Annotated in this window: 15 protein-coding genes; 2 read left to right on the top strand and 13 right to left on the bottom strand. The window is 71.4% G+C overall.

Features of this window, described 5'->3' with window-relative positions:
- Nucleotides 1-55: 55 nt before the first annotated feature.
- The 3 genes from aspS to RZ50_RS22100 are packed head-to-tail and all read right to left on the bottom strand — an operon-like array spanning nt 56 to nt 3,824.
- Nucleotides 56-1,846 carry an aspartate--tRNA ligase gene (gene aspS / locus RZ50_RS22090; protein ID WP_196952097.1) on the bottom strand — a complete coding sequence of 597 codons (1,791 nt, stop codon included), beginning with the start codon at nt 1,844-1,846 and terminating at the stop codon, nt 56-58.
- Nucleotides 1,843-3,105 carry a histidine--tRNA ligase gene (gene hisS, locus RZ50_RS22095; protein WP_196952096.1) on the bottom strand — a complete coding sequence of 421 codons (1,263 nt, stop codon included), beginning with the start codon at nt 3,103-3,105 and terminating at the stop codon, nt 1,843-1,845. Before hisS ends, aspS begins: the two co-directional genes overlap by 4 nt.
- Before the next feature lie 11 nt (nt 3,106-3,116).
- On the bottom strand, nt 3,117-3,824 hold the full coding sequence (locus RZ50_RS22100; protein WP_196952095.1) for an MBL fold metallo-hydrolase: 708 nt from the start codon (nt 3,822-3,824) through the stop codon (nt 3,117-3,119).
- 248 nt (nt 3,825-4,072) lie between these two features.
- Here RZ50_RS22100 and RZ50_RS22105 point away from each other — a divergent pair, with 248 nt between their 5' ends.
- Together RZ50_RS22105 and RZ50_RS22110 are read left to right on the top strand one after the other, a co-directional pair.
- On the top strand, nt 4,073-4,912 hold the full coding sequence (locus tag RZ50_RS22105) for a peptidylprolyl isomerase (protein ID WP_196952094.1): 840 nt from the start codon (nt 4,073-4,075) through the stop codon (nt 4,910-4,912).
- Nucleotides 4,913-5,174: 262 nt separating this feature from the next.
- Nucleotides 5,175-6,404, top strand: a complete 1,230-nt coding sequence (locus RZ50_RS22110) for a DUF349 domain-containing protein (protein ID WP_196952093.1) — start codon at nt 5,175-5,177, stop codon at nt 6,402-6,404.
- Nucleotides 6,405-6,477: 73 nt separating this feature from the next.
- Here RZ50_RS22110 and RZ50_RS22115 read toward each other — a convergent pair whose 3' ends face one another.
- The 10 genes from RZ50_RS22115 to pdxT all read right to left on the bottom strand — a co-directional run bounded on the left by RZ50_RS22115 (nt 6,478) and on the right by pdxT (nt 17,396).
- Entirely contained in the window at nt 6,478-8,919 is a 2,442-nt protein-coding gene (locus RZ50_RS22115) for a bifunctional (p)ppGpp synthetase/guanosine-3',5'-bis(diphosphate) 3'-pyrophosphohydrolase (protein ID WP_374199970.1), read from the bottom strand.
- A 181-nt stretch (nt 8,920-9,100) separates the two neighbouring features.
- The gene (locus tag RZ50_RS22120; protein ID WP_196952091.1) at nt 9,101-9,652 is read right to left on the bottom strand and encodes an adenine phosphoribosyltransferase; all 552 of its coding nucleotides are present in this window, start codon (nt 9,650-9,652) and stop codon (nt 9,101-9,103) included.
- 28 nt (nt 9,653-9,680) lie between these two features.
- Nucleotides 9,681-10,784 carry a protein translocase subunit SecF gene (gene secF, locus RZ50_RS22125; protein WP_196952090.1) on the bottom strand — a complete coding sequence of 368 codons (1,104 nt, stop codon included), beginning with the start codon at nt 10,782-10,784 and terminating at the stop codon, nt 9,681-9,683.
- A 4-nt stretch (nt 10,785-10,788) separates the two neighbouring features.
- Entirely contained in the window at nt 10,789-12,615 is a 1,827-nt protein-coding gene (gene secD, locus RZ50_RS22130) for a protein translocase subunit SecD (protein ID WP_374199971.1), read from the bottom strand.
- 147 nt (nt 12,616-12,762) lie between these two features.
- Nucleotides 12,763-13,170: a preprotein translocase subunit YajC gene (gene yajC / locus RZ50_RS22135; RefSeq protein ID WP_196952240.1), complete on the bottom strand. Its 408-nt coding sequence runs from the start codon at nt 13,168-13,170 to the stop codon at nt 12,763-12,765.
- A gap of 259 nt (nt 13,171-13,429) precedes the next feature.
- Nucleotides 13,430-14,515: a Holliday junction branch migration DNA helicase RuvB gene (gene ruvB, locus RZ50_RS22140; RefSeq protein ID WP_254803016.1), complete on the bottom strand. Its 1,086-nt coding sequence runs from the start codon at nt 14,513-14,515 to the stop codon at nt 13,430-13,432.
- 55 nt (nt 14,516-14,570) lie between these two features.
- Nucleotides 14,571-15,182 carry a Holliday junction branch migration protein RuvA gene (gene ruvA, locus RZ50_RS22145; protein ID WP_196952241.1) on the bottom strand — a complete coding sequence of 204 codons (612 nt, stop codon included), beginning with the start codon at nt 15,180-15,182 and terminating at the stop codon, nt 14,571-14,573.
- Nucleotides 15,179-15,730 (bottom strand): crossover junction endodeoxyribonuclease RuvC, encoded by a 552-nt coding sequence (gene ruvC, locus RZ50_RS22150; RefSeq protein ID WP_196952242.1) that lies wholly within the window; start codon nt 15,728-15,730, stop codon nt 15,179-15,181. Before ruvC ends, ruvA begins: the two co-directional genes overlap by 4 nt.
- 200 nt (nt 15,731-15,930) lie before the next feature.
- Complete coding sequence (locus RZ50_RS22155; RefSeq protein WP_196952243.1) at nt 15,931-16,689, bottom strand: YebC/PmpR family DNA-binding transcriptional regulator; 759 nt, start codon at nt 16,687-16,689, stop codon at nt 15,931-15,933.
- A gap of 89 nt (nt 16,690-16,778) precedes the next feature.
- Nucleotides 16,779-17,396, bottom strand: coding sequence for a pyridoxal 5'-phosphate synthase glutaminase subunit PdxT (gene pdxT / locus RZ50_RS22160; protein ID WP_196952244.1), 618 nt, complete (start codon nt 17,394-17,396; stop codon nt 16,779-16,781).
- Between the last annotated feature and the right edge of the window lie 87 nt (nt 17,397-17,483).

Consider the following 17,483-nt stretch of genomic DNA (forward strand, 5'->3'; position numbering starts at 1 on the left):
CCCGGACGGTGGGTGGACCGTCCGGGGCCGTTGCAGGTTAGCGGATGACGCGACGTCAGGACTTGGGCTGAGCCTCGCCCTTCGCGTCCTCGCGGACCTTCGGCTGGGCGTCCACGCCGGCCTCGCGGCGCTGCGCCGGGGTGATCGGGGTCGGGGCACCGGTCAGCGGGTCGCCGCCGGTGGACGTCTTCGGGAAGGCGATGACGTCCCGGATGGTGTCGTACCCACCCAGCAGCGTGACGATCCGGTCCAGGCCGAAGGCGACACCACCGTGCGGCGGCGGGCCGTAGTTGAAGGCGTCCAGCAGGAAGCCGAACTGCGAGGCCGCCTCCTCCTCGGAGAGGCCGATCGCGTCGAACGCCCGCTTCTGGACGTCCCGCTGGTGGATACGGATCGAACCGCCGCCCAGCTCCGAGCCGTTGAGGACCAGGTCGTAGGCGTTGGACAGGGCCGAGCCCGGGTCGCTGTCGAAGGTGGCCAGCGACTCCGCGGTCGGGGCGGTGAACGGGTGGTGCACCGCGTGCCAGCCCTGGAACTCGCCCTTGTCGTCCTCGATCGGCTCGAACATCGGGAAGTCGACGACCCAGAGGAAGGCCCACTTGGACTCGTCGATCAGCTCGCAGCGGCGGCCGATCTCCAGACGGGCGGCGCCGAGCAGCTCCTGCGAGGCGCGCTCCTTGCCGGCCGCGAAGAAGATCGCGTCGCCGTTCTTGGCGCCCGCGGCGGCGGCCAGGCCGGCCAGGTGCTCCTCGGAGAGGTTCTTGGCGACGGGGCCGCGCAGCTCGCCGGTCTCGGCGTCGATGAGCACGTAGGCGAGGCCCCTGGCGCCGCGCGCCTTGGCCCAGTCCTGCCAGGCGTCCAGCTGCTTGCGCGGCTGCGAGGCACCACCCGGCATGACCACGGCGCCGACGTACGGGGCCTGGAAGACGCGGAACTCGGTGCCCTTGAAGTACTCGGTGAGGTTGGTGAGTTCCTGGCCGAAGCGGACGTCCGGCTTGTCGGAGCCGTAGCGGCCCATCGCGTCCGCGTAGGTCATCCGCGGCAGCGGGTTCGGGATCTCGTAGCCGTGCACCTCGCGCCAGATGGAGCCGACGATCTTCTCGCCGAGGGCCAGGATGTCCTCCTGGTCGACGAAGGAGGCCTCGATGTCCAGCTGGGTGAACTCCGGCTGCCGGTCGGCGCGGAAGTCCTCGTCGCGGAAGCAGCGGGCGATCTGGTAGTAGCGCTCCATGCCGGCCACCATCAGCAGCTGCTTGAACAGCTGGGGCGACTGCGGCAGGGCGTACCAGTGGCCGGGCTGCAGGCGGACCGGGACGAGGAAGTCGCGGGCGCCCTCGGGGGTGGAGCGGGTGAGGTACGGCGTCTCGATGTCGAGGAAGTCGTTCTCCTCCATCACCCGGCGGATGATGTTGTTGACCTTGGAGCGCAGCCGCAGGCCCTTGGCCGGGCCCTCGCGGCGCAGGTCCAGGTAGCGGTAGCGCAGCCGGACCTCCTCGTTGACCGTGCCCGGCTCGTACTCGGCGACCGGGAAGGGCAGCGGGGCGGCCTCGGAGAGCACCTCGATCTCGCTGACGACGACCTCGACCGCGCCGGTCGGGATGTCCGGGTTCTCGTTGCCCTCGGGGCGCACCCGGACGTCGCCGACGACCTTGACGCAGTACTCGGCGCGCAGGCCGTGCACCGAGTCGAGGTCGCGGACCACGATCTGCACGGTGCCGGAGGCGTCGCGCAGGTCGATGAAGGCCACGCCGCCGTGGTCGCGGCGGCGGGCGACCCAGCCGGCCAGGGTGACGGTGGTGCCTGCGTGCTCCGGGCGGAGCGTGCCCGCGTCGTGCGTGCGGATCACAGCTGCTTCTCCTTCAGGGTGGTGACGAGTGCGTCGAGGGCGACGGGGTTCTGCTCGCCGGTGCTCATGTCCTTGAGCTGGACGACGCCCTCGGCGAGGTCCCGGTCCCCGGCGATCAGGGCGAAGCGGGCGCCGGACCGGTCGGCGGACTTCATGGCGTTCTTGATGCTCTTGACGCCGAAGGCGAGGTCGGTGGCCACGCCGGCCCGGCGCAGCTCGATCACCTTGGCGAACAGGACGTTCTTGGCCTCCTCGCCGAGCGCGACGGCGTAGACGGAGGTGGCGGCCGGCAGGTCGAGGGAGACGCCCTCGGCCTCCAGCGCCAGGTACGTGCGGTCCACGCCGAGGGCCCAGCCGACGGAGGGCAGCACCGGGCCGCCGATCATCTCGGACAGGCCGTCGTAGCGGCCGCCGCCGCCAATCGCGGACTGGGCGCCGAGGCCGTTGTGCACGAACTCGAAGGTGGTGCGGGTGTAGTAGTCCAGGCCGCGGACCAGCTTCGGGTCGTCCACGAAGGCGACGCCGGCGGCGGTGAGCAGCTCGCGGACCTTCTCGTCGTACGCCTTGCACTCCTCGCACAGGAAGTCGCGCAGCATCGGGGCGCCGACCAGCTGGGCCTGCACGGACTCGCGCTTGTCGTCGAGGACGCGCAGCGGGTTGATCTCGGCGCGGCGGCGGGTGTCCTCGTCGAGGTCCAGGCCGGAGAGGAACTCGATCAGGGCGGCGCGGTAGACCGGGCGGCACTGCTTGTCGCCGAGGCTGTTGAGCAGCAGCGAGTAGTCGCTCAGGCCCAGCGAGCGGAAGGCGTCGTCGGCCAGGATGATCAGCTCGGCGTCCAGCGCCGGGTCCTCGGCCCCGATCGCCTCGGCGCCGACCTGGGCGAACTGGCGGTAGCGGCCCTTCTGGGCGCGCTCGTAGCGGTAGTACGAACCGGAGTACCAGAGCTTGACCGGCAGGTTGCCCTGCTTGTGCAGGTTGGCCTGGAGCGCGGCCCGCAGCACCGAGGCGGTGCCCTCCGGGCGCAGCGCGAGCTCGTCGCCGCCCTTGGTCGTGAGGTTGTACATCTCCTTGGTGACGATGTCGGTGGACTCGCCGACGCCGCGGGAGAAGAGCTTCACGTCCTCGAAGACCGGGGTCTCGATGTAGCCGTAGCCGGCCCGGCGGGCGGGAGCGGAGAGGCGCTCGCGGATCGCCAGGAAGGTCGCGGAGCTGGGGGGCAGCAGGTCGTAGGTGCCCTTGGGGGCGGTGAAGGTGCTCAACTTCTCTTCCGTCACATTCCTCGTCGCGGGAAAGCCGGGGCGCCGTCCGCCCCCGCTGCCTGTCGGAGGTAGGGGTTGGTGGCGCGCTCGCGGCCGATGGTGGTCTGACCGCCGTGGCCGGAGAGGACCACGGTGGAATCGTCGAGGGGCAGGCATACCCGGGCCAGCGACCGCATGATCGCCTCGCTGTCCCCGCCCGGGAGGTCGGTACGCCCGATGGAGCCGGCGAACAGCAGGTCGCCCGAGAACAGCACCGGGGGGAGGTCCTCGGCACCGGGCGTCCGGAAGGTCACCGACCCCCCGGTATGGCCCGGGGCGTGGTCCACGGTGAGCTGTAGGCCGGCCAGCTCCAGCACGGCGCCGTCGGTGAGCTCGCGCACGTCGTCGGGCTCGCCGACGGTGAGGTCGCCCAGCAGCTGGGTGCCCAGGGAGCGGCCGATCGCCTTCTCCGGGTCGGACATCATGTACCGGTCCTCGGGGTGGATCCAGGCCGGGACGCCGCGGGCGCCGCAGACCGGGACCACCGAGGCGACGTGGTCGATGTGGCCGTGGGTGAGCAGGACGGCGACCGGCTTGAGCCGGTGCTCGCGGATGAGCTCCTCGACGCCGCGGGTGGCCTGGTGGCCGGGGTCGACGATGACGCACTCCTCGCCCGCCGCCGGGGCGACCAGGTAGCAGTTGGTGCCCCAGGCTCCAGCGGGGAATCCGGCGATGAACACGCGCGTCCTTCGGGTGTGCGGCGACAAGCTGCGACGGCTACCAGTAGTGATGCTGTCAGTAATGACGTAACCGCAGCCTACCGGCGGTCCGGGTCCGGTTGCGAACCAGATAGCGCCGACGGGCCCGCCCGTCTGACAGGTTCACCGCGTTCTTACGGGCCCGGTCCCTACACTTGGCCGCCGATGGATGCGATGATCCGCTTCGGAATCCATCCACTCTTCCCGCACATCCTCAGGAGACACGGCCGGTGGTCAGCAGCGAACAGCGGCGGCGGCAGCTCGCCCGCGAGAAGTACGAGCGCCAGTTGGAGCGCCGCGCCGAGGCGGCGTCCGCTCGCAAGCGACGCAACACGATCCTGGGCGCCTCGCTCGCCGTCGTGGTGCTGGCCGGCGGCGGCACGCTGATCGCCACCGGCGCGTTCAGCTCGGACGACAAGAAGACCTCGGCGGCCGCGACGCCCCAGGCCGTGCCGACCGCGACGGACGAGCCGACCACCCCGACCCGCAAGCCGGTCGAGGGCTGCGCCACCCCGGCGCCGGGCGCGCCGAACGGCAAGCAGTGGAAGACCGAGCCGGCCATGTCGATCGACCCCAGCGCGTCGTACACCATGGCGCTGGAGAGCAACTGCGGCAAGGTGACCATCGCGCTGGACGCGGCCAAGGCCCCGCACACCGTGAACTCCTTCGCCTTCCTGGCCGGTGAGCAGTACTTCGACCACACCAAGTGCCACCGCCTCACCACCGACGGCATCTTCGTGCTGCAGTGCGGCGACCCGACCGCCAGCGCGAGCGTCCCGGGCGGCACGGGCGGCCCCGGCTACCAGTTCAAGGACGAGAACCTGACCGGCGCCACCTACCCGGCGGGCACCGTGGCGATGGCCAACTCCGGCCCGGACACCAACGGGAGCCAGTTCTTCCTGGTGTACAAGGACACCCAGCTGCCCGCGAAGTACATCCCCTTCGGCAAGATCACCGGCGGCCTGGACGTGGTGCAGAAGATCGCCGCCGCGGGCACCCTGGAGGGCTCCACGGACGGCCACCCGATGGCCGACGTCACCTTCAACTCGGTTACCGTTACCAAGGGTTGACCGACCCCGGGAGCACCGGCGGCGGGCGTCCACGACGCCCCCGCCGGGCCCGGACCGAAATCGCCCGGCCCGGATGCGGACAGCACCGGTCCTGGTCGCCTATGTTGGCGTTGTATAGGGTGCCCGGACCCGCCCAGCCGTCACCCTCGGCAGCAAGGCGCGGCGGACGGGACGGCGGACTCATCGGTCCGCCGCACATCAACTGTGGACGACGGACGCGTACCGCCCCGGCGCGGGCGCGACGTCATGTGGAGGACGCGCTATGAGCAGCGACCCGTGGGGCCGTGTGGACGAGCAGGGCACGGTGTACGTCAGGACGGCCGACGGCGAACGCGCCGTGGGTTCCTGGCAGGCCGGCTCGCCCGAGGAGGCCCTCGCCTACTTCGAGCGCAAGTACCAGGGCATCGAGGTGGAGATCGGCCTGCTGGAGAAGCGGGTGCGCACCACCGACCTGGCCGCCAAGGACGCCCAGACCGCGCTGGAGCACCTGCGCGCCCAGGTCGTCGAGGGGCACGCGGTGGGCGACCTGGACGCGCTGGCCAAGCGGCTGGACACGCTGACGGGTGAGATCGAGACGCGGCGGGAGGAGCGCAAGGCCGCCCGCGCCAAGGCCCAGGACGAGACCCGCACCGCCAAGGAGGCCCTGGTCTCCGAGGCCGAGCAGCTCGCCGAGTCCACCCAGTGGCGGGAGGCCGGCGACCGGCTGCGCGCCCTGGTGGACACCTGGAAGGGCCTGCCGCGGCTGGACCGCAAGAGTGACGACGAGCTGTGGCACCGCTTCTCGCACGCCCGCTCGGTCTTCTCCAAGCACCGCAAGGCGCACTTCGCGACCCTGGACGCCGAACGGGAGAAGGCCCGGCAGACCAAGGAGGCGCTGGTCTCCGAGGCCGAGGCGCTGTCCGCGTCCACCGACTGGGGCAGCACCGCGGCCGCCTACCGCGACCTGATGGCGCGCTGGAAGGCCGCCGGCCGGGCACAGCGGGACGTCGAGGACGAGCTGTGGGCGCGGTTCCGCGGCGCGCAGGACGTCTTCTTCCAGGCCCGTTCCTCGGTGTTCAGCGAGCGGGACGCCGAGCAGGTGGAGAACCAGAAGCTCAAGGAGGCGCTGGCGACCGAGGCCGAGGCGATCCTGCCGATCACCGACCTGAAGGCCGCCAAGGCGGCGCTACGCGAGGTCAACGAGCGCTGGGAGGCCATCGGGCACGTGCCGCGCGACATCCGTCCGAAGCTGGACGGCCGGCTGAACGCGGTCGAGCGGGCCATCCGCGAGGCCGAGGACACCGAGTGGAAGCGCTCCAACCCGGAGGCCAAGGCCCGCGCGGCCGGCATGGTGGGCCTGTTCCAGGCGAAGGCCGACAAGCTCCAGGCCGACCTGGACAAGGCCCGTACGGCCGGCAACAGCTCCAAGGCCGCCAAGCTGGAGGCCGAGCTCGCCGGGGTGCGGACCCTGCTGGACCAGGCGCACAAGAGCCAGGAGGAGTTCAGCGGCTGAGTCCGGCTGAACGGTGAAGGCCCCCGGGGAGCTCCCCGGGGGCCTTCCTCATGCCGTCGTCACCCGTGTGCCGTCACTTGCGGGCGGAGGTGACGCGGTAGACGTCGTACACGCCCTCGACGCCGCGCACCGCCTTGAGCACGTGGCCCAGGTGCTTCGGGTCGCCCATCTCGAAGGTGAAGCGGCTCATCGCCACCCGGTCCCGGGAGGTCTGCACCGCCGCCGACAGGATGTTGACGTGCTGGTCGGAGAGCACCCGGGTGACGTCCGAGAGCAGCCGGGAGCGGTCCAGCGCCTCGACCTGGATGGCCACCAGGAAGACCGAGGACTGGGTGGCCGCCCACTCGACGTCGATCATCCGCTCGGGCTGCTGGTTGAGCGCCTCGACGTTGACGCAGTCGGCGCGGTGCACCGAGACGCCGTTGCCGCGGGTAACGAAGCCCACGATCGGGTCGCCCGGCACCGGGGTGCAGCAGCGGGAGAGCTTGACCCAGACGTCCTCGACGCCCTTGACGATCACGCCCGGGTCGCCCTTGGCCCGGCGGCGGGCCGCCCGGCGGGTGTCGTGGGTCGGGGTCGCGGTCTCGGCCAGGTCCTCGGTCGCGCCCTCCTCGCCGCCGAGCGCCTGGACCAGCTTCTGCACGATGTTCTGCGCGGTGACGTGGCCCTCGCCGATCGCGGCGTAGAGCGAGGAGATGTCGGGGTAGCGCATCTCGTGGGCCAGGGTGACCAGCGAGTCGCCGGTCAGGATCCGCTGGATCGGCAGGCCCTGCTTGCGCATCGCCCGGACGATCGCCTCCTTGCCGTGCTCGATCGCCTCCTCGCGGCGCTCCTTGGAGAACCAGGCGCGGATCTTGTTGCGGGCGCGCGGCGACTTGACGAAGCCCAGCCAGTCCCGGGAGGGGCCGGCGTTCTCCGCCTTGGAGGTGAACACCTCGACGGTGTCGCCGTTCTCCAGGGTCGACTCCAGCGGCACCAGCCGCCCGTTGACCCGGGCGCCGATGGTCCGGTACCCGACCTCGGTGTGCACCGCGAAGGCGAAGTCGACCGGGGTCGCCCCGGCCGGCAGGGCTATCACGTCACCCTTGGGCGTGAAGACGAAGACCTCGTTGCTGGCCAGGTCGAAGCGGAGCGACTCCAGGAACTCGCCCGGGTCGGCGGTCTCCTTCTGCCAGTCCAGCAGCTGCCGCAGCCAGGCCATCTCGTTGACGGCGCCGGCCTTGTCGTCCTTGCGGACCTGGGTCGGGGTGTCGGTGCGGACCTTGGAGGCCCCGGCGACGGCGCGCTGCTTGTACTTCCAGTGCGCGGCGATGCCGTACTCGGCCCGCCGGTGCATGTCGAAGGTGCGGATCTGGAGTTCGACGGGCTTGCCGCCGGGACCGATCACCGTCGTGTGCAGCGACTGGTACATGTTGAACTTGGGCATCGCGATGTAGTCCTTGAACCGCCCCGGCACCGGGTTCCACCGCGCGTGGATGGTGCCCAGCGCCGCGTAGCAGTCGCGGACGGTGTCGACCAGGACCCGGATGCCCACCAGGTCGTAGATCTCGGCGAAGTCCCGGCCCCGGACGATCATCTTCTGGTAGACCGAGTAGTAGTGCTTCGGCCGGCCGGTGACGGAGGCGGTGATCCGGGCGCCGCGCAGGTCCGCCTGGACCTGGTCGATGACGGTCGCCAGGTACTCGTCCCGCTTGGGGGCGCGCTCGGCGACCAGCCGGACGATCTCGTCGTACATCTTGGGGTAGAGGATCGCGAAGGCGAGGTCCTCCAGCTCCCACTTGATGGTGTTCATGCCCAGCCGGTGCGCCAGCGGGGCGTAGATCTCCAGCGTCTCGCGGGCCTTCTTCTCCTGCTTCTCCCGCTTGAGGTAGCGCATCGTGCGCATGTTGTGCAGGCGGTCGGCCAGCTTGATGACCAGGACCCGCGGGTCCTTGGCCATCGCCACGACCATCTTGCGGACGGTCTCGGCCTGCGCGGCCTCGCCGAACTTGACCCGGTCGAGCTTGGTGACGCCGTCGACCAGCAGGGCCACCGAGTCGCCGAAGTCCTTGCGCAGGGTCTCCAGGCCGTAGTCGGTGTCCTCGACGGTGTCGTGCAGCAGCCCGGCCATCAGGGTCGGGGCGTCCATGCCGAGCTCGGCGAGGATGGTCGCGACGGCCAGCGGGTGGGTGATGTACGGGTCGCCGCTCTTGCGCTTCTGCCCGCGGTGCCACTTCTCGGCGACGGCGTAGGCGCGCTCTATGTCGCGCAGCAGCGCCGGGTCGGCCTTGGGGTCGTTCGCCCGGATCGAGCGGAACAGCGGCTCCAGCACGGGGTTGAGCACGCTGGAGCGCTGGCCGCCGAGGCGGGCCAGGCGGGCGCGCATGCCGCCGCCGGAGCCGGAGCCCCGGCCGAGCGGGGCGAGCGGACGCGAGGAGGTCGGCGCAGGGCGTGCCGGGGTGGCCCCCGAGGGCGTGGGACGGTCTTCGGGGGCGGCCGCTGCGGCCGTGGGCACAACCTCGTCGGGCAAGGACACTCCTCGGGGCACCGGGGCCGACCCCTGCCGAGGCCCGTGCGTCCGGGCACAACCGGGAGGGGATGAATCTTCATGGTACCGAGCCGGGCGCCCCGGTGTTCATCCGGCTGGGCCCGGAAACGGAAGAACGGCGGTCGGATGATCCGACCGCCGTCCTTCGTCCGGGTCCCGTTCAGGCCCCTCAGACCGTGACGAGCGTCTCCAGCGGAGCCCCGTTCAGGTGCCCGACCAGCCGCTCGCGGCCGTCCAGGAAGCCCAGCTCCATCAGCACCACGACGCCCACCAGCTCGGCGCCGGCCTCCTTCACCAGGTCCAGCGAGGCGCCGATGGTCCCGCCGGTGGCGAGCACGTCGTCCACCACCAGCACCCGCTCACCGGGCACGAAGGCGTCGCACTGCACCTCCAGCGTCGCCGAGCCGTACTCCAGCTCGTACGAACGCCGGAACACCTCGCCGGGCAGCTTGCCCTGCTTGCGGATCGGCACGAAGCCCAGCCCGGCCGCGAAGGCCGCCGGGGCCGCCAGCACGAAGCCGCGCGCCTCCAGGCCCACCACCTTGGTCGCCCCGAGCGCCTTCGCCCGGTCCGCCAGCGCCCTGGTCAGGGCGCCGAAGGCCTCGGCGTCGGCGAGCAGCGGCGCGATGTCCTTGAACAGCACACCCGGCTTCGGGTAGTCCGGGACGTCCCGGATCCGGCTGTTCAGCAGGTCGGCCAGTGCGGTGTCGGCGGTGGTCACGGTGGGTGTCCTCACGGTCTGTTTCGGTTCAGCGCTTGCTGGACGGACGGCCCTTGGCACGCGGGGTGCCGGCCGACCGGCCACGCTGACCGACCATACCCGCCGGCTGGTCCTCGTCCGCGGCCTCCTCGTCCGTCGGCGCACCGTCGACGGCCTCGGCCTTGGCGGCCGCTGCGGCCCGGTGCTGCAGGACCTTCTTGCGCAGCGCCTTCAGGTCCGGCTGCTCCTCCTTGAGCTGCGCCAGCAGCGGGGTGGCGACGCAGATCGAGGAGTAGGCACCGGCCGCGAGGCCGATGAACAGCGCGAGCGAGATGTCGTTCAGGGTGCCGGCGCCCAGGAGGCCGCCGCCGATGAACAGCAGCGCGGCGACCGGGAGCAGCGCCACCACGGTGGTGTTGAGCGAGCGCACCAGGGTCTGGTTGAGGCCCGCGTTGGCCGCCTCGCTGTAGGTGAGCTTGTTCTGCTTGGTGAGCCCCCGGGTGTTCTCCTTCACGGTGTCGAAGACGACGACCGTGTCGTAGAGCGAGTACCCGAGGATCGTCAGGAAGCCGATCACCGTACCGGGGGTGACCTCGAAGCCCACCAGGGCGTACACGCCGATGGTGATCAGGAGGTCGTGGATCAGGGCGACCAGGGCGGCCACCGCCATCCGCCACTCGAAGGCGATCGCCAGGTAGACCGTCACCAGGACCATGAAGATGATCAGGCCGGTGAGCGCCTTCTGAGAGATCTGCTTGCCCCAGCTGGGGCCGATCACCTGGGCCTCGACGGTGTCCAGCGGCACGTTGAGCTTCTGGGAGAGCTCGGAGCGGATCTGGTCCGAGCTCTTCGTCTCGTCGGTGCTGACCTGGATGCGGATCTTGCCGTTGTCGGACGACTGCACCAGCGGGTGCGAGGAGGCGACCTCATTGGCCGTGTCCTGCGCCTGGGAGACCGTCAGCCCCGGCTTGCTCACGGTGTAGACCGAGCCGCCCTTGAACTCGATGCCCAGGTGCAGGCCCATGGCCAGGCCGATCGCCGCGACCAGCACGATCACACCGGAGATCGAGTACCAGAGCTTGCGGCGCCCGACGAAGTCGAAGCTGACCTCGCCCTGGTAGAGCCGGTGGCCCAGATTGGAGAAGCGTGACACGGTGTCAGGCCTCCTTCACGGCGGCAGAGGAGGGGCTACGACGACGGGTGCTGCGCAGCGGCGGGCGGGCGCCCAGCCGCTTCGGGTCCAGACCGGACCACGGGTGGCCCTCGGAGAAGAACTTGCGCCGGGCCAGCAGCGTGATCAGCGGCTTGGTGAAGAAGAAGATCACCACCACGTCGAGCGCGGTGGTCAGACCCAGCGTGAAGGCGAAGCCCTGGACCTTGCCGACCGAGACCACGTAGAGCACGGCGGCACAGAGGAAGGACACGAAGTCCGAGACCAGGATGGTGCGCCGGGCGCGCGGCCAGGCCCGCTGGACCGCCGGGCGCAGCGGGGCACCCTCGCGGACCTCGTCGCGGATGCGCTCGAAGTACACGATGAAGGAGTCGGCGGTGATACCGATCGCGACGATCGCACCGCAGACCGCCGGCAGGTTCAGCGCGAAGCCGATCGCGCCGCCGAGCAGGCTCATGATCGAGTAGGTCAGGGCCGCCGAGACCAGCAGACCGGCGATCGAGACCAGGCCGAGGCCGCGGTAGTAGATCAGCGAGTAGGCGACCACCAGCACCATGCCGATGAGTCCGGCGATCAGACCGGCCTTGAGCTGGTCGCTGCCGAGCTGCGGGGAGACAGTGGTGACGTCGCCCTTGCTGAACTCCAGCGGCAGGGCGCCGTAGCTCAGCACGTTGGAGAGGTCCTGCGCCTCGGTCTGCGAGAACCGGCCGGTGATGACCGCGCTGCCGCCCGGGATCGGGCCGTTGACCTGCGGGTGCGAAACGACCTGGTTGTCCAGGACGATGGCGAACTGGTTGGTCGGCGGGGTCTGGGTGGCCAGCTGGCCGGTGATCTTGGAGAAGGCGTCGGTGCCGGTGCTGTTGAACTGGAGCTGGACCTGCCAGCCGGCGCCGGTCTGGGTGTCGAGGCCGGCCTGGGCCTTGGAGACGTCCGAGCCCTTCACGGCGACGGGGCCGAGGGCCAGCTTCTCGTAGTAGCCGTTCTCGGCCTTCTGGGAGCAGGCGACGACGGCCTTGTCGTCGGCGCCGGTCTGGGCGGCGCGGACCTCGGGCTTGGAGCAGTCCAGGGCGGCGAAGGCGGCGGACAGCTCCGGCGGCACGGTGCCCTGGGTCATCGCGGCGCTGATGTCCGCGGCGCTCGGCTGGGTGGCCTGGGCGCTCGGGGTACCGCTGGCGGACGGGGCCGCGCTGCCGGTGGCGGACGGAGCGGCGCCGGCGCCCGTGGCGGCGGCGCTCGGGCTGGCGCCCTCGGCGGCCAGCGCCTCGCTCGCGGCGCGGCCCTGCTTGGTGGCGCTCGCGGTCGCGGACGGGGAGCCGGTCGCGGCGGGCGTGCCGCTCGCGGCGCCGGCCGACGGGGTCGCACCCGGGGTGCCGGTGGCACCGGCGGACGGGGAGCCGGTGGGCGCCGGCGCGGTGAGACCGCTGGGCGCCACGGCCAGGACGGGGCGGAAGAACAGCTTGGCGGTGGTACCGACCTGGTCCGCCGCGTTCTGCCGGTCGCCGCCCTTGGGGATGTTCACGATGATCGTGTCAGAGCCCTGGGTCTGGACCTCCGCCTCGGAGACACCCATCCCGTTGACCCGGCGCTCGATGATCCCCACGGCGATGTCCATGTTGGACTTGTTGAGCGCCTTGGGATCGGTCGACTTCGCGGTCAGCGTGATGCTGGTGCCGCCGGCGAGGTCGATTCCGAGCCGGGGTTTGGTGTTGCCCGTCCCGAACATGAGGGCGACCAGTCCGACGGTGACGACCAGGATGAGGGCCAGCGCCCGCCCTGGGTAGCCGTCGCGCGGGCGCGACTTGGGTGTTGCCACCTTGCTCGTTTCTCCCTGTCCATGCCACGTTCCCGACCGGCCCCCCGACCGGCACGTGGCTGAGCGGGGGGCTGGCGGTTCTGCGGCCCTGAGGTCCTGTGGGCTCGCGGCACTGCGCCGCGCGGCCGAGCGGGTTGCCCGGCCGTACTACTTGCTCGCGGGAGCCCCGCCCTCGGCATCGCCCTTCTCGGCGCTGTCCTTGGTCAGCGTCAGCGGCTTGTCCTCGACCGGCGCGGCGTCGACGTCCTCGGCCTCCGGCTCGGGCAGCTCGTCGTCGGCGGGGCGGCCGTTGATGATCGCGTCGTACTCCTGGGGGTCCAGGACGGCCGCGATGGCGCTCTTGGTGAAGTGGGTGACCACACCGGGCGCGATCTCCAGCTCGACGGTCTCCTCGTTCACCGCCTTCACCTGGGCGTACAGGCCGCCGATGGTGCGCACCCCCGCCCCGGGCTCCAGCGCCGTCTGCATCTGCTGCATCTGCTGCTGGCGCTTCTTCTGCGACCGGAACATGAGCACGATCGCGATGATCGGGAGGAGAAGGATGATGAGGTTCACTGCAGCCAGGGTCCTTTACGGGCCGCCGAGCAGCGGCCTGTGTGGTATGGGTCGGCCCGTCAGGTGAGAGGGGCGGTCCGGCGGAGTCTAGGCGACCCCGAACTGATCGGACAACGCCAAGCATCGCATCCTGTCGCCGAAAGTGGCGACCCTCCGCCTGCACGGATTCCCCGGACTTCACCCCCGGCTCCTCCGTGTGGCGCTTGACCGGCCCGGGGTGGGAACCCGCAGGCCGTCTCACCCGTTCAGCGCAGTCCGGTCAACTTTCGTCCGCGGGGAACAGCTCCGACTGGGCCGTCGACCTGCCGCGGGTGGTCTGCACCGGCGGGGTCTGCACCGGCGGAGTGAGGCCGAGGTGCTGCCAGGCGGCGGCGGTGGCGATCCGCCCGCGCGGGGTGCGGGCGAGCAGGCCCTCGCGGACCAGGAAGGGCTCGGCGACCTCCTCGACCGTCTCGGCCTCCTCCCCCACGGCGACCGCGAGGGTGGACAGGCCGACCGGCCCGCCGCCGAACAGCCGCAGCAGCGCGTCCAGCACCGCGCGGTCAAGGCGGTCCAGACCGCGGGCGTCCACCTCGTAGACGTCCAGCGCCTGGGCGGCGATCCCTGAGGTGACCACGCCGTCGTGCCGGACCTGCGCGTAGTCGCGGACCCGGCGCAGCAGCCGGTTGGCGATGCGCGGGGTGCCGCGCGAGCGCCCGGCGATCTCGGCCGCGCCGGCCGGGTCTATCTCGACGTCCAGCAGCGTGGCCGAGCGGTGCACCACCCGCTGCAGCTCGGCCGGGGCGTAGAACTCCATGTGCCCGGTGAAGCCGAAGCGGTCGCGCAGCGGGGGCGGCAGCAGGCCGGCCCGGGTGGTGGCGCCGACCAGGGTGAAGGGCGGCAGCTCCAGCGGGATGGCGGTGGCGCCCGGGCCCTTGCCGACGATCACGTCGACCCGGAAGTCCTCCATCGCCATGTAGAGCATCTCCTCGGCGGGCCGGGACATCCGGTGGATCTCGTCGAGGAAGAGCACCTCCCCCTCGGTGAGCGAGGAGAGGATCGCCGCGAGGTCGCCCGCGTGCTGGATGGCCGGGCCGGAGGTGATCCGGATCGGGGCGCCCAGCTCGGCCGCGATGATCATGGACAGGGTGGTCTTGCCGAGCCCGGGAGGCCCGCTCAGCAGCACGTGGTCCGGCGCGCTGCCCCGCTTGCGGGCCGCCTGGAGCACCAGGGACAGCTGCTCGCGCACCCGCTCCTGGCCGATGAACTCGTCCAGCAGCTTGGGGCGCAACGCCGCCTCCACCGCCTGGTCCTCGCCGTCGGCGGCGGCCGTGACCAGCCGGTCCACGGGTTCCGGGTCGTACATCCTCGCGGGCTCCCAAGTCTCCAGAGTCGACAAACGGACAGATCGTCAGGTGGACTCAGCGGGCCCGGTTGAGGCCGCGCAGCGCCAGCCGGAGCAGGGCGCCGACATCCGGCGTCCCCTGCGCCTCCGCCTCCGGGGTGACGGCCGTGACCGCCTCGTCGGCCTCGCGCGGGGCGTAGCCGAGGCCGGTCAGCGCGGAGTGCAGCTGCTCGCTCCACGGCGCCGGGCCGCTCGCGATCGGCTTCTGCGCGGGCACCGCGCCGTGCGGGGCGCCCAGCTTGTCCTTGTACTCCAGCAGCAGCTTGGCCGCCTTCGCCTTGCCGATGCCCGGCACGGCGACCAGCGCCTTCTCGTCGCCGCCGGCCACCGCGGCGCGCAGCGCGTCGGGGCTGTGCACGCCGAGGATCGCCTGGGCCAGCTTGGGGCCGACGCCCGGCGCGGCCTGGAGGATCTCGAAGACGGCGCGCTCGTCGTCGTCCGCGAAGCCGAACAGGGTCAGCGAGTCCTCCCGGACCACCAGCGAGGTCGCGAGCCGGGCCGGCTCGCCCAGCCGCAGGCCGGCCAGGGTGTTCGGGGTGCACTGCACCGCCATGCCGACGCCGCCGACCTCGACCACCGCGAGGCCGGAGGAGATGGCCGCCACGGGCCCTTGCACGAAGGCGATCACCGGATGGTTCCTTTCAAGCGCGTGGAGCTGGGGGCGGAGCGGGCGGCCCGGACGGCGGCCTCCAGCCGGTTGGTCGCCCCGCCCCGCCAGATGTGGCAGATGGCCAGTGCGAGCGCGTCGGCAGCGTCGGCGGGCTTGGGCGGCTCGTCCAGCCGCAGCAGGCGCTGCACCATGGCCGTGACCTGGGCCTTGTCCGCCCGGCCGGAGCCGGTGACGGCGGCCTTGACCTCGCTGGGGGTGTGCAGCGTGACGGGTATGCCGCGCCGGGTGGCGCAGAGCATCGCGACCGCGCTGGCCTGGGCGGTGCCCATCACCGTCCGGACGTTGTGCTGGGCGAAGACCCGCTCGACCGCGACCAGGTCGGGCCGGTGCTCGTCCAGCCAGGCCTCCAGGCCCTGCTCGACCAGCAGCAGCCGCTGCCCGATCTCGGCGTCGGCGGGGGTGCGCACCACGCCCACCCCGGCCATCCGCAGCGGCCGGCCCGGAGTGCCCTCGACCACGCCGACCCCGCACCTGGTCAGCCCCGGGTCCACACCCAGTACCCGCACCTCGCGCCCCGCCTCTCGTTGATCGCCGCCCGTCTCCGCGCTCGACGGCCCGGTGCCGACGCTCCTCGGCCCACGGCGGGCGACCTGCGAAGGCTACCGTCCGGGTCCGACAACCCCGCCGACGACACCGGCCCGGCGGTCCTTGGACCACCGGGCCGGGCAGTGAGAACGATCACTCACCGACGATCACTGGGCAGTGATCACTCGGCGTCGAGCTGCGCACCGACCTCGTCGGAGATGTCGAAGTTGGCGAAGACGTTCTGCACGTCGTCGCTGTCCTCCAGCGCGTCGATCAGCTTGAGGATCTTGCGGGCGCCGTCGACGTCCAGCTCGACCTGCATGCTCGGGAGGAAGTTGGCCTCGGCCGAGTCGTAGTCGACGCCGGCGTCGACCAGCGCGGTGCGCACGGCGACCATCTTCGAGGCCTCGGAGACGATCTCGAACGAGTCGCCGAGGTCGTTGATCTCCTCCGGCTCCTGGTCGAGGACGACCTCGAACAGCTTGTCCTCGTCCACGCCGTCAGCCTTGGGGACGATGACGACGCCCTTGCGGGTGAACAGGTACGACACCGAGCCCGGGTCGGCCATCGAGCCGCCGTTGCGGGTCATCGCGACGCGCACGTCCGAGGCGGCGCGGTTGCGGTTGTCGGTGAGGCACTCGATCAGGACCGCGACGCCGTTCGGGCCGTAGCCCTCGTACATGATGGTCTGGTAGTCGGCGCCGCCGGCCTCCAGACCGCCACCGCGCTTGACGGCGCGGTTGATGTTGTCGATCGGGACCGAGCTCTTCTTCGCCTTCTGGATGGCGTCGTAGAGGGTCGGGTTGCCCTGCGGGTCGGGACCGCCCGTGCGCGCCGCCACCTCGATGTTCTTGATCATCTTGGCGAAGAGCTTGCCGCGCTTGGCGTCGATCACGGCCTTCTTGTGCTTGGTGGTAGCCCACTTAGAGTGGCCGGACATCGCCAGCTCCTTTACGTCGCCAAAGGGAAATGAACAGATGAGATCTTACCGGTGTCGTCACCGGTGAGGCGCACACGGCCGTCGGCGCCCTACGCGCCCGCGAGGTGCTCCTCGACCATCTTCACGAAGTAGGCGTGCACGCGGTGGTCGCCGGTCAGCTCCGGGTGGAAGGAGGTGGCCAGCAGGTTGCCCTGCCGCACGGCCACGACCCGGCTGTCCGGACCGTCCGCGGCGGGCAGCTCGGCCAGCACCTCGACGGCCGAGCCGACCTCCTCGACCCAGGGGGCGCGGATGAAGACGCCGTGCACCGGCACGTCGTCCAGGCCCTGGAAGGCGATCCCGGACTCGAAGGACTCGTTCTGGCGGCCGAAGGCGTTGCGGCGCACCGTCATGTCGATGCCGCCGACGGTCTCCTGGTCCTCGCGGCCGTCCAGGATCCTGTCGGCCAGCATGATCATGCCCGCGCAGGTGCCGTACACCGGCATCCCGTCCGCGACCCGCTTGCGCAGCGGGTCCATCACGCCGAACAGCAGCGCCAGCTTGGACATGGTGGTGGACTCCCCGCCGGGGATCACCAGCGCGTCGACCTCGGCCAGCTCCTCGGCACGGCGCACCGGACGGGCGAGCGCGTCGGCCTCGGCCAGCGCGACCAGGTGCTCGCGGACGTCGCCCTGCAGGGCGAGGACGCCGATGACTGGAGTGCTCACGGTCTTCAACCTCAATCGATCGTTACTACGGAAGTACGCGGCACGGCCCGCCGAGCGCCGAGGCGCTGCGGCGGGCCGGCACCGTGG

Origin of the sequence: Kitasatospora sp. SUK 42 (assembly GCF_015776785.2) — a bacterium.
GTDB lineage: Bacteria > Actinomycetota > Actinomycetes > Streptomycetales > Streptomycetaceae > Kitasatospora.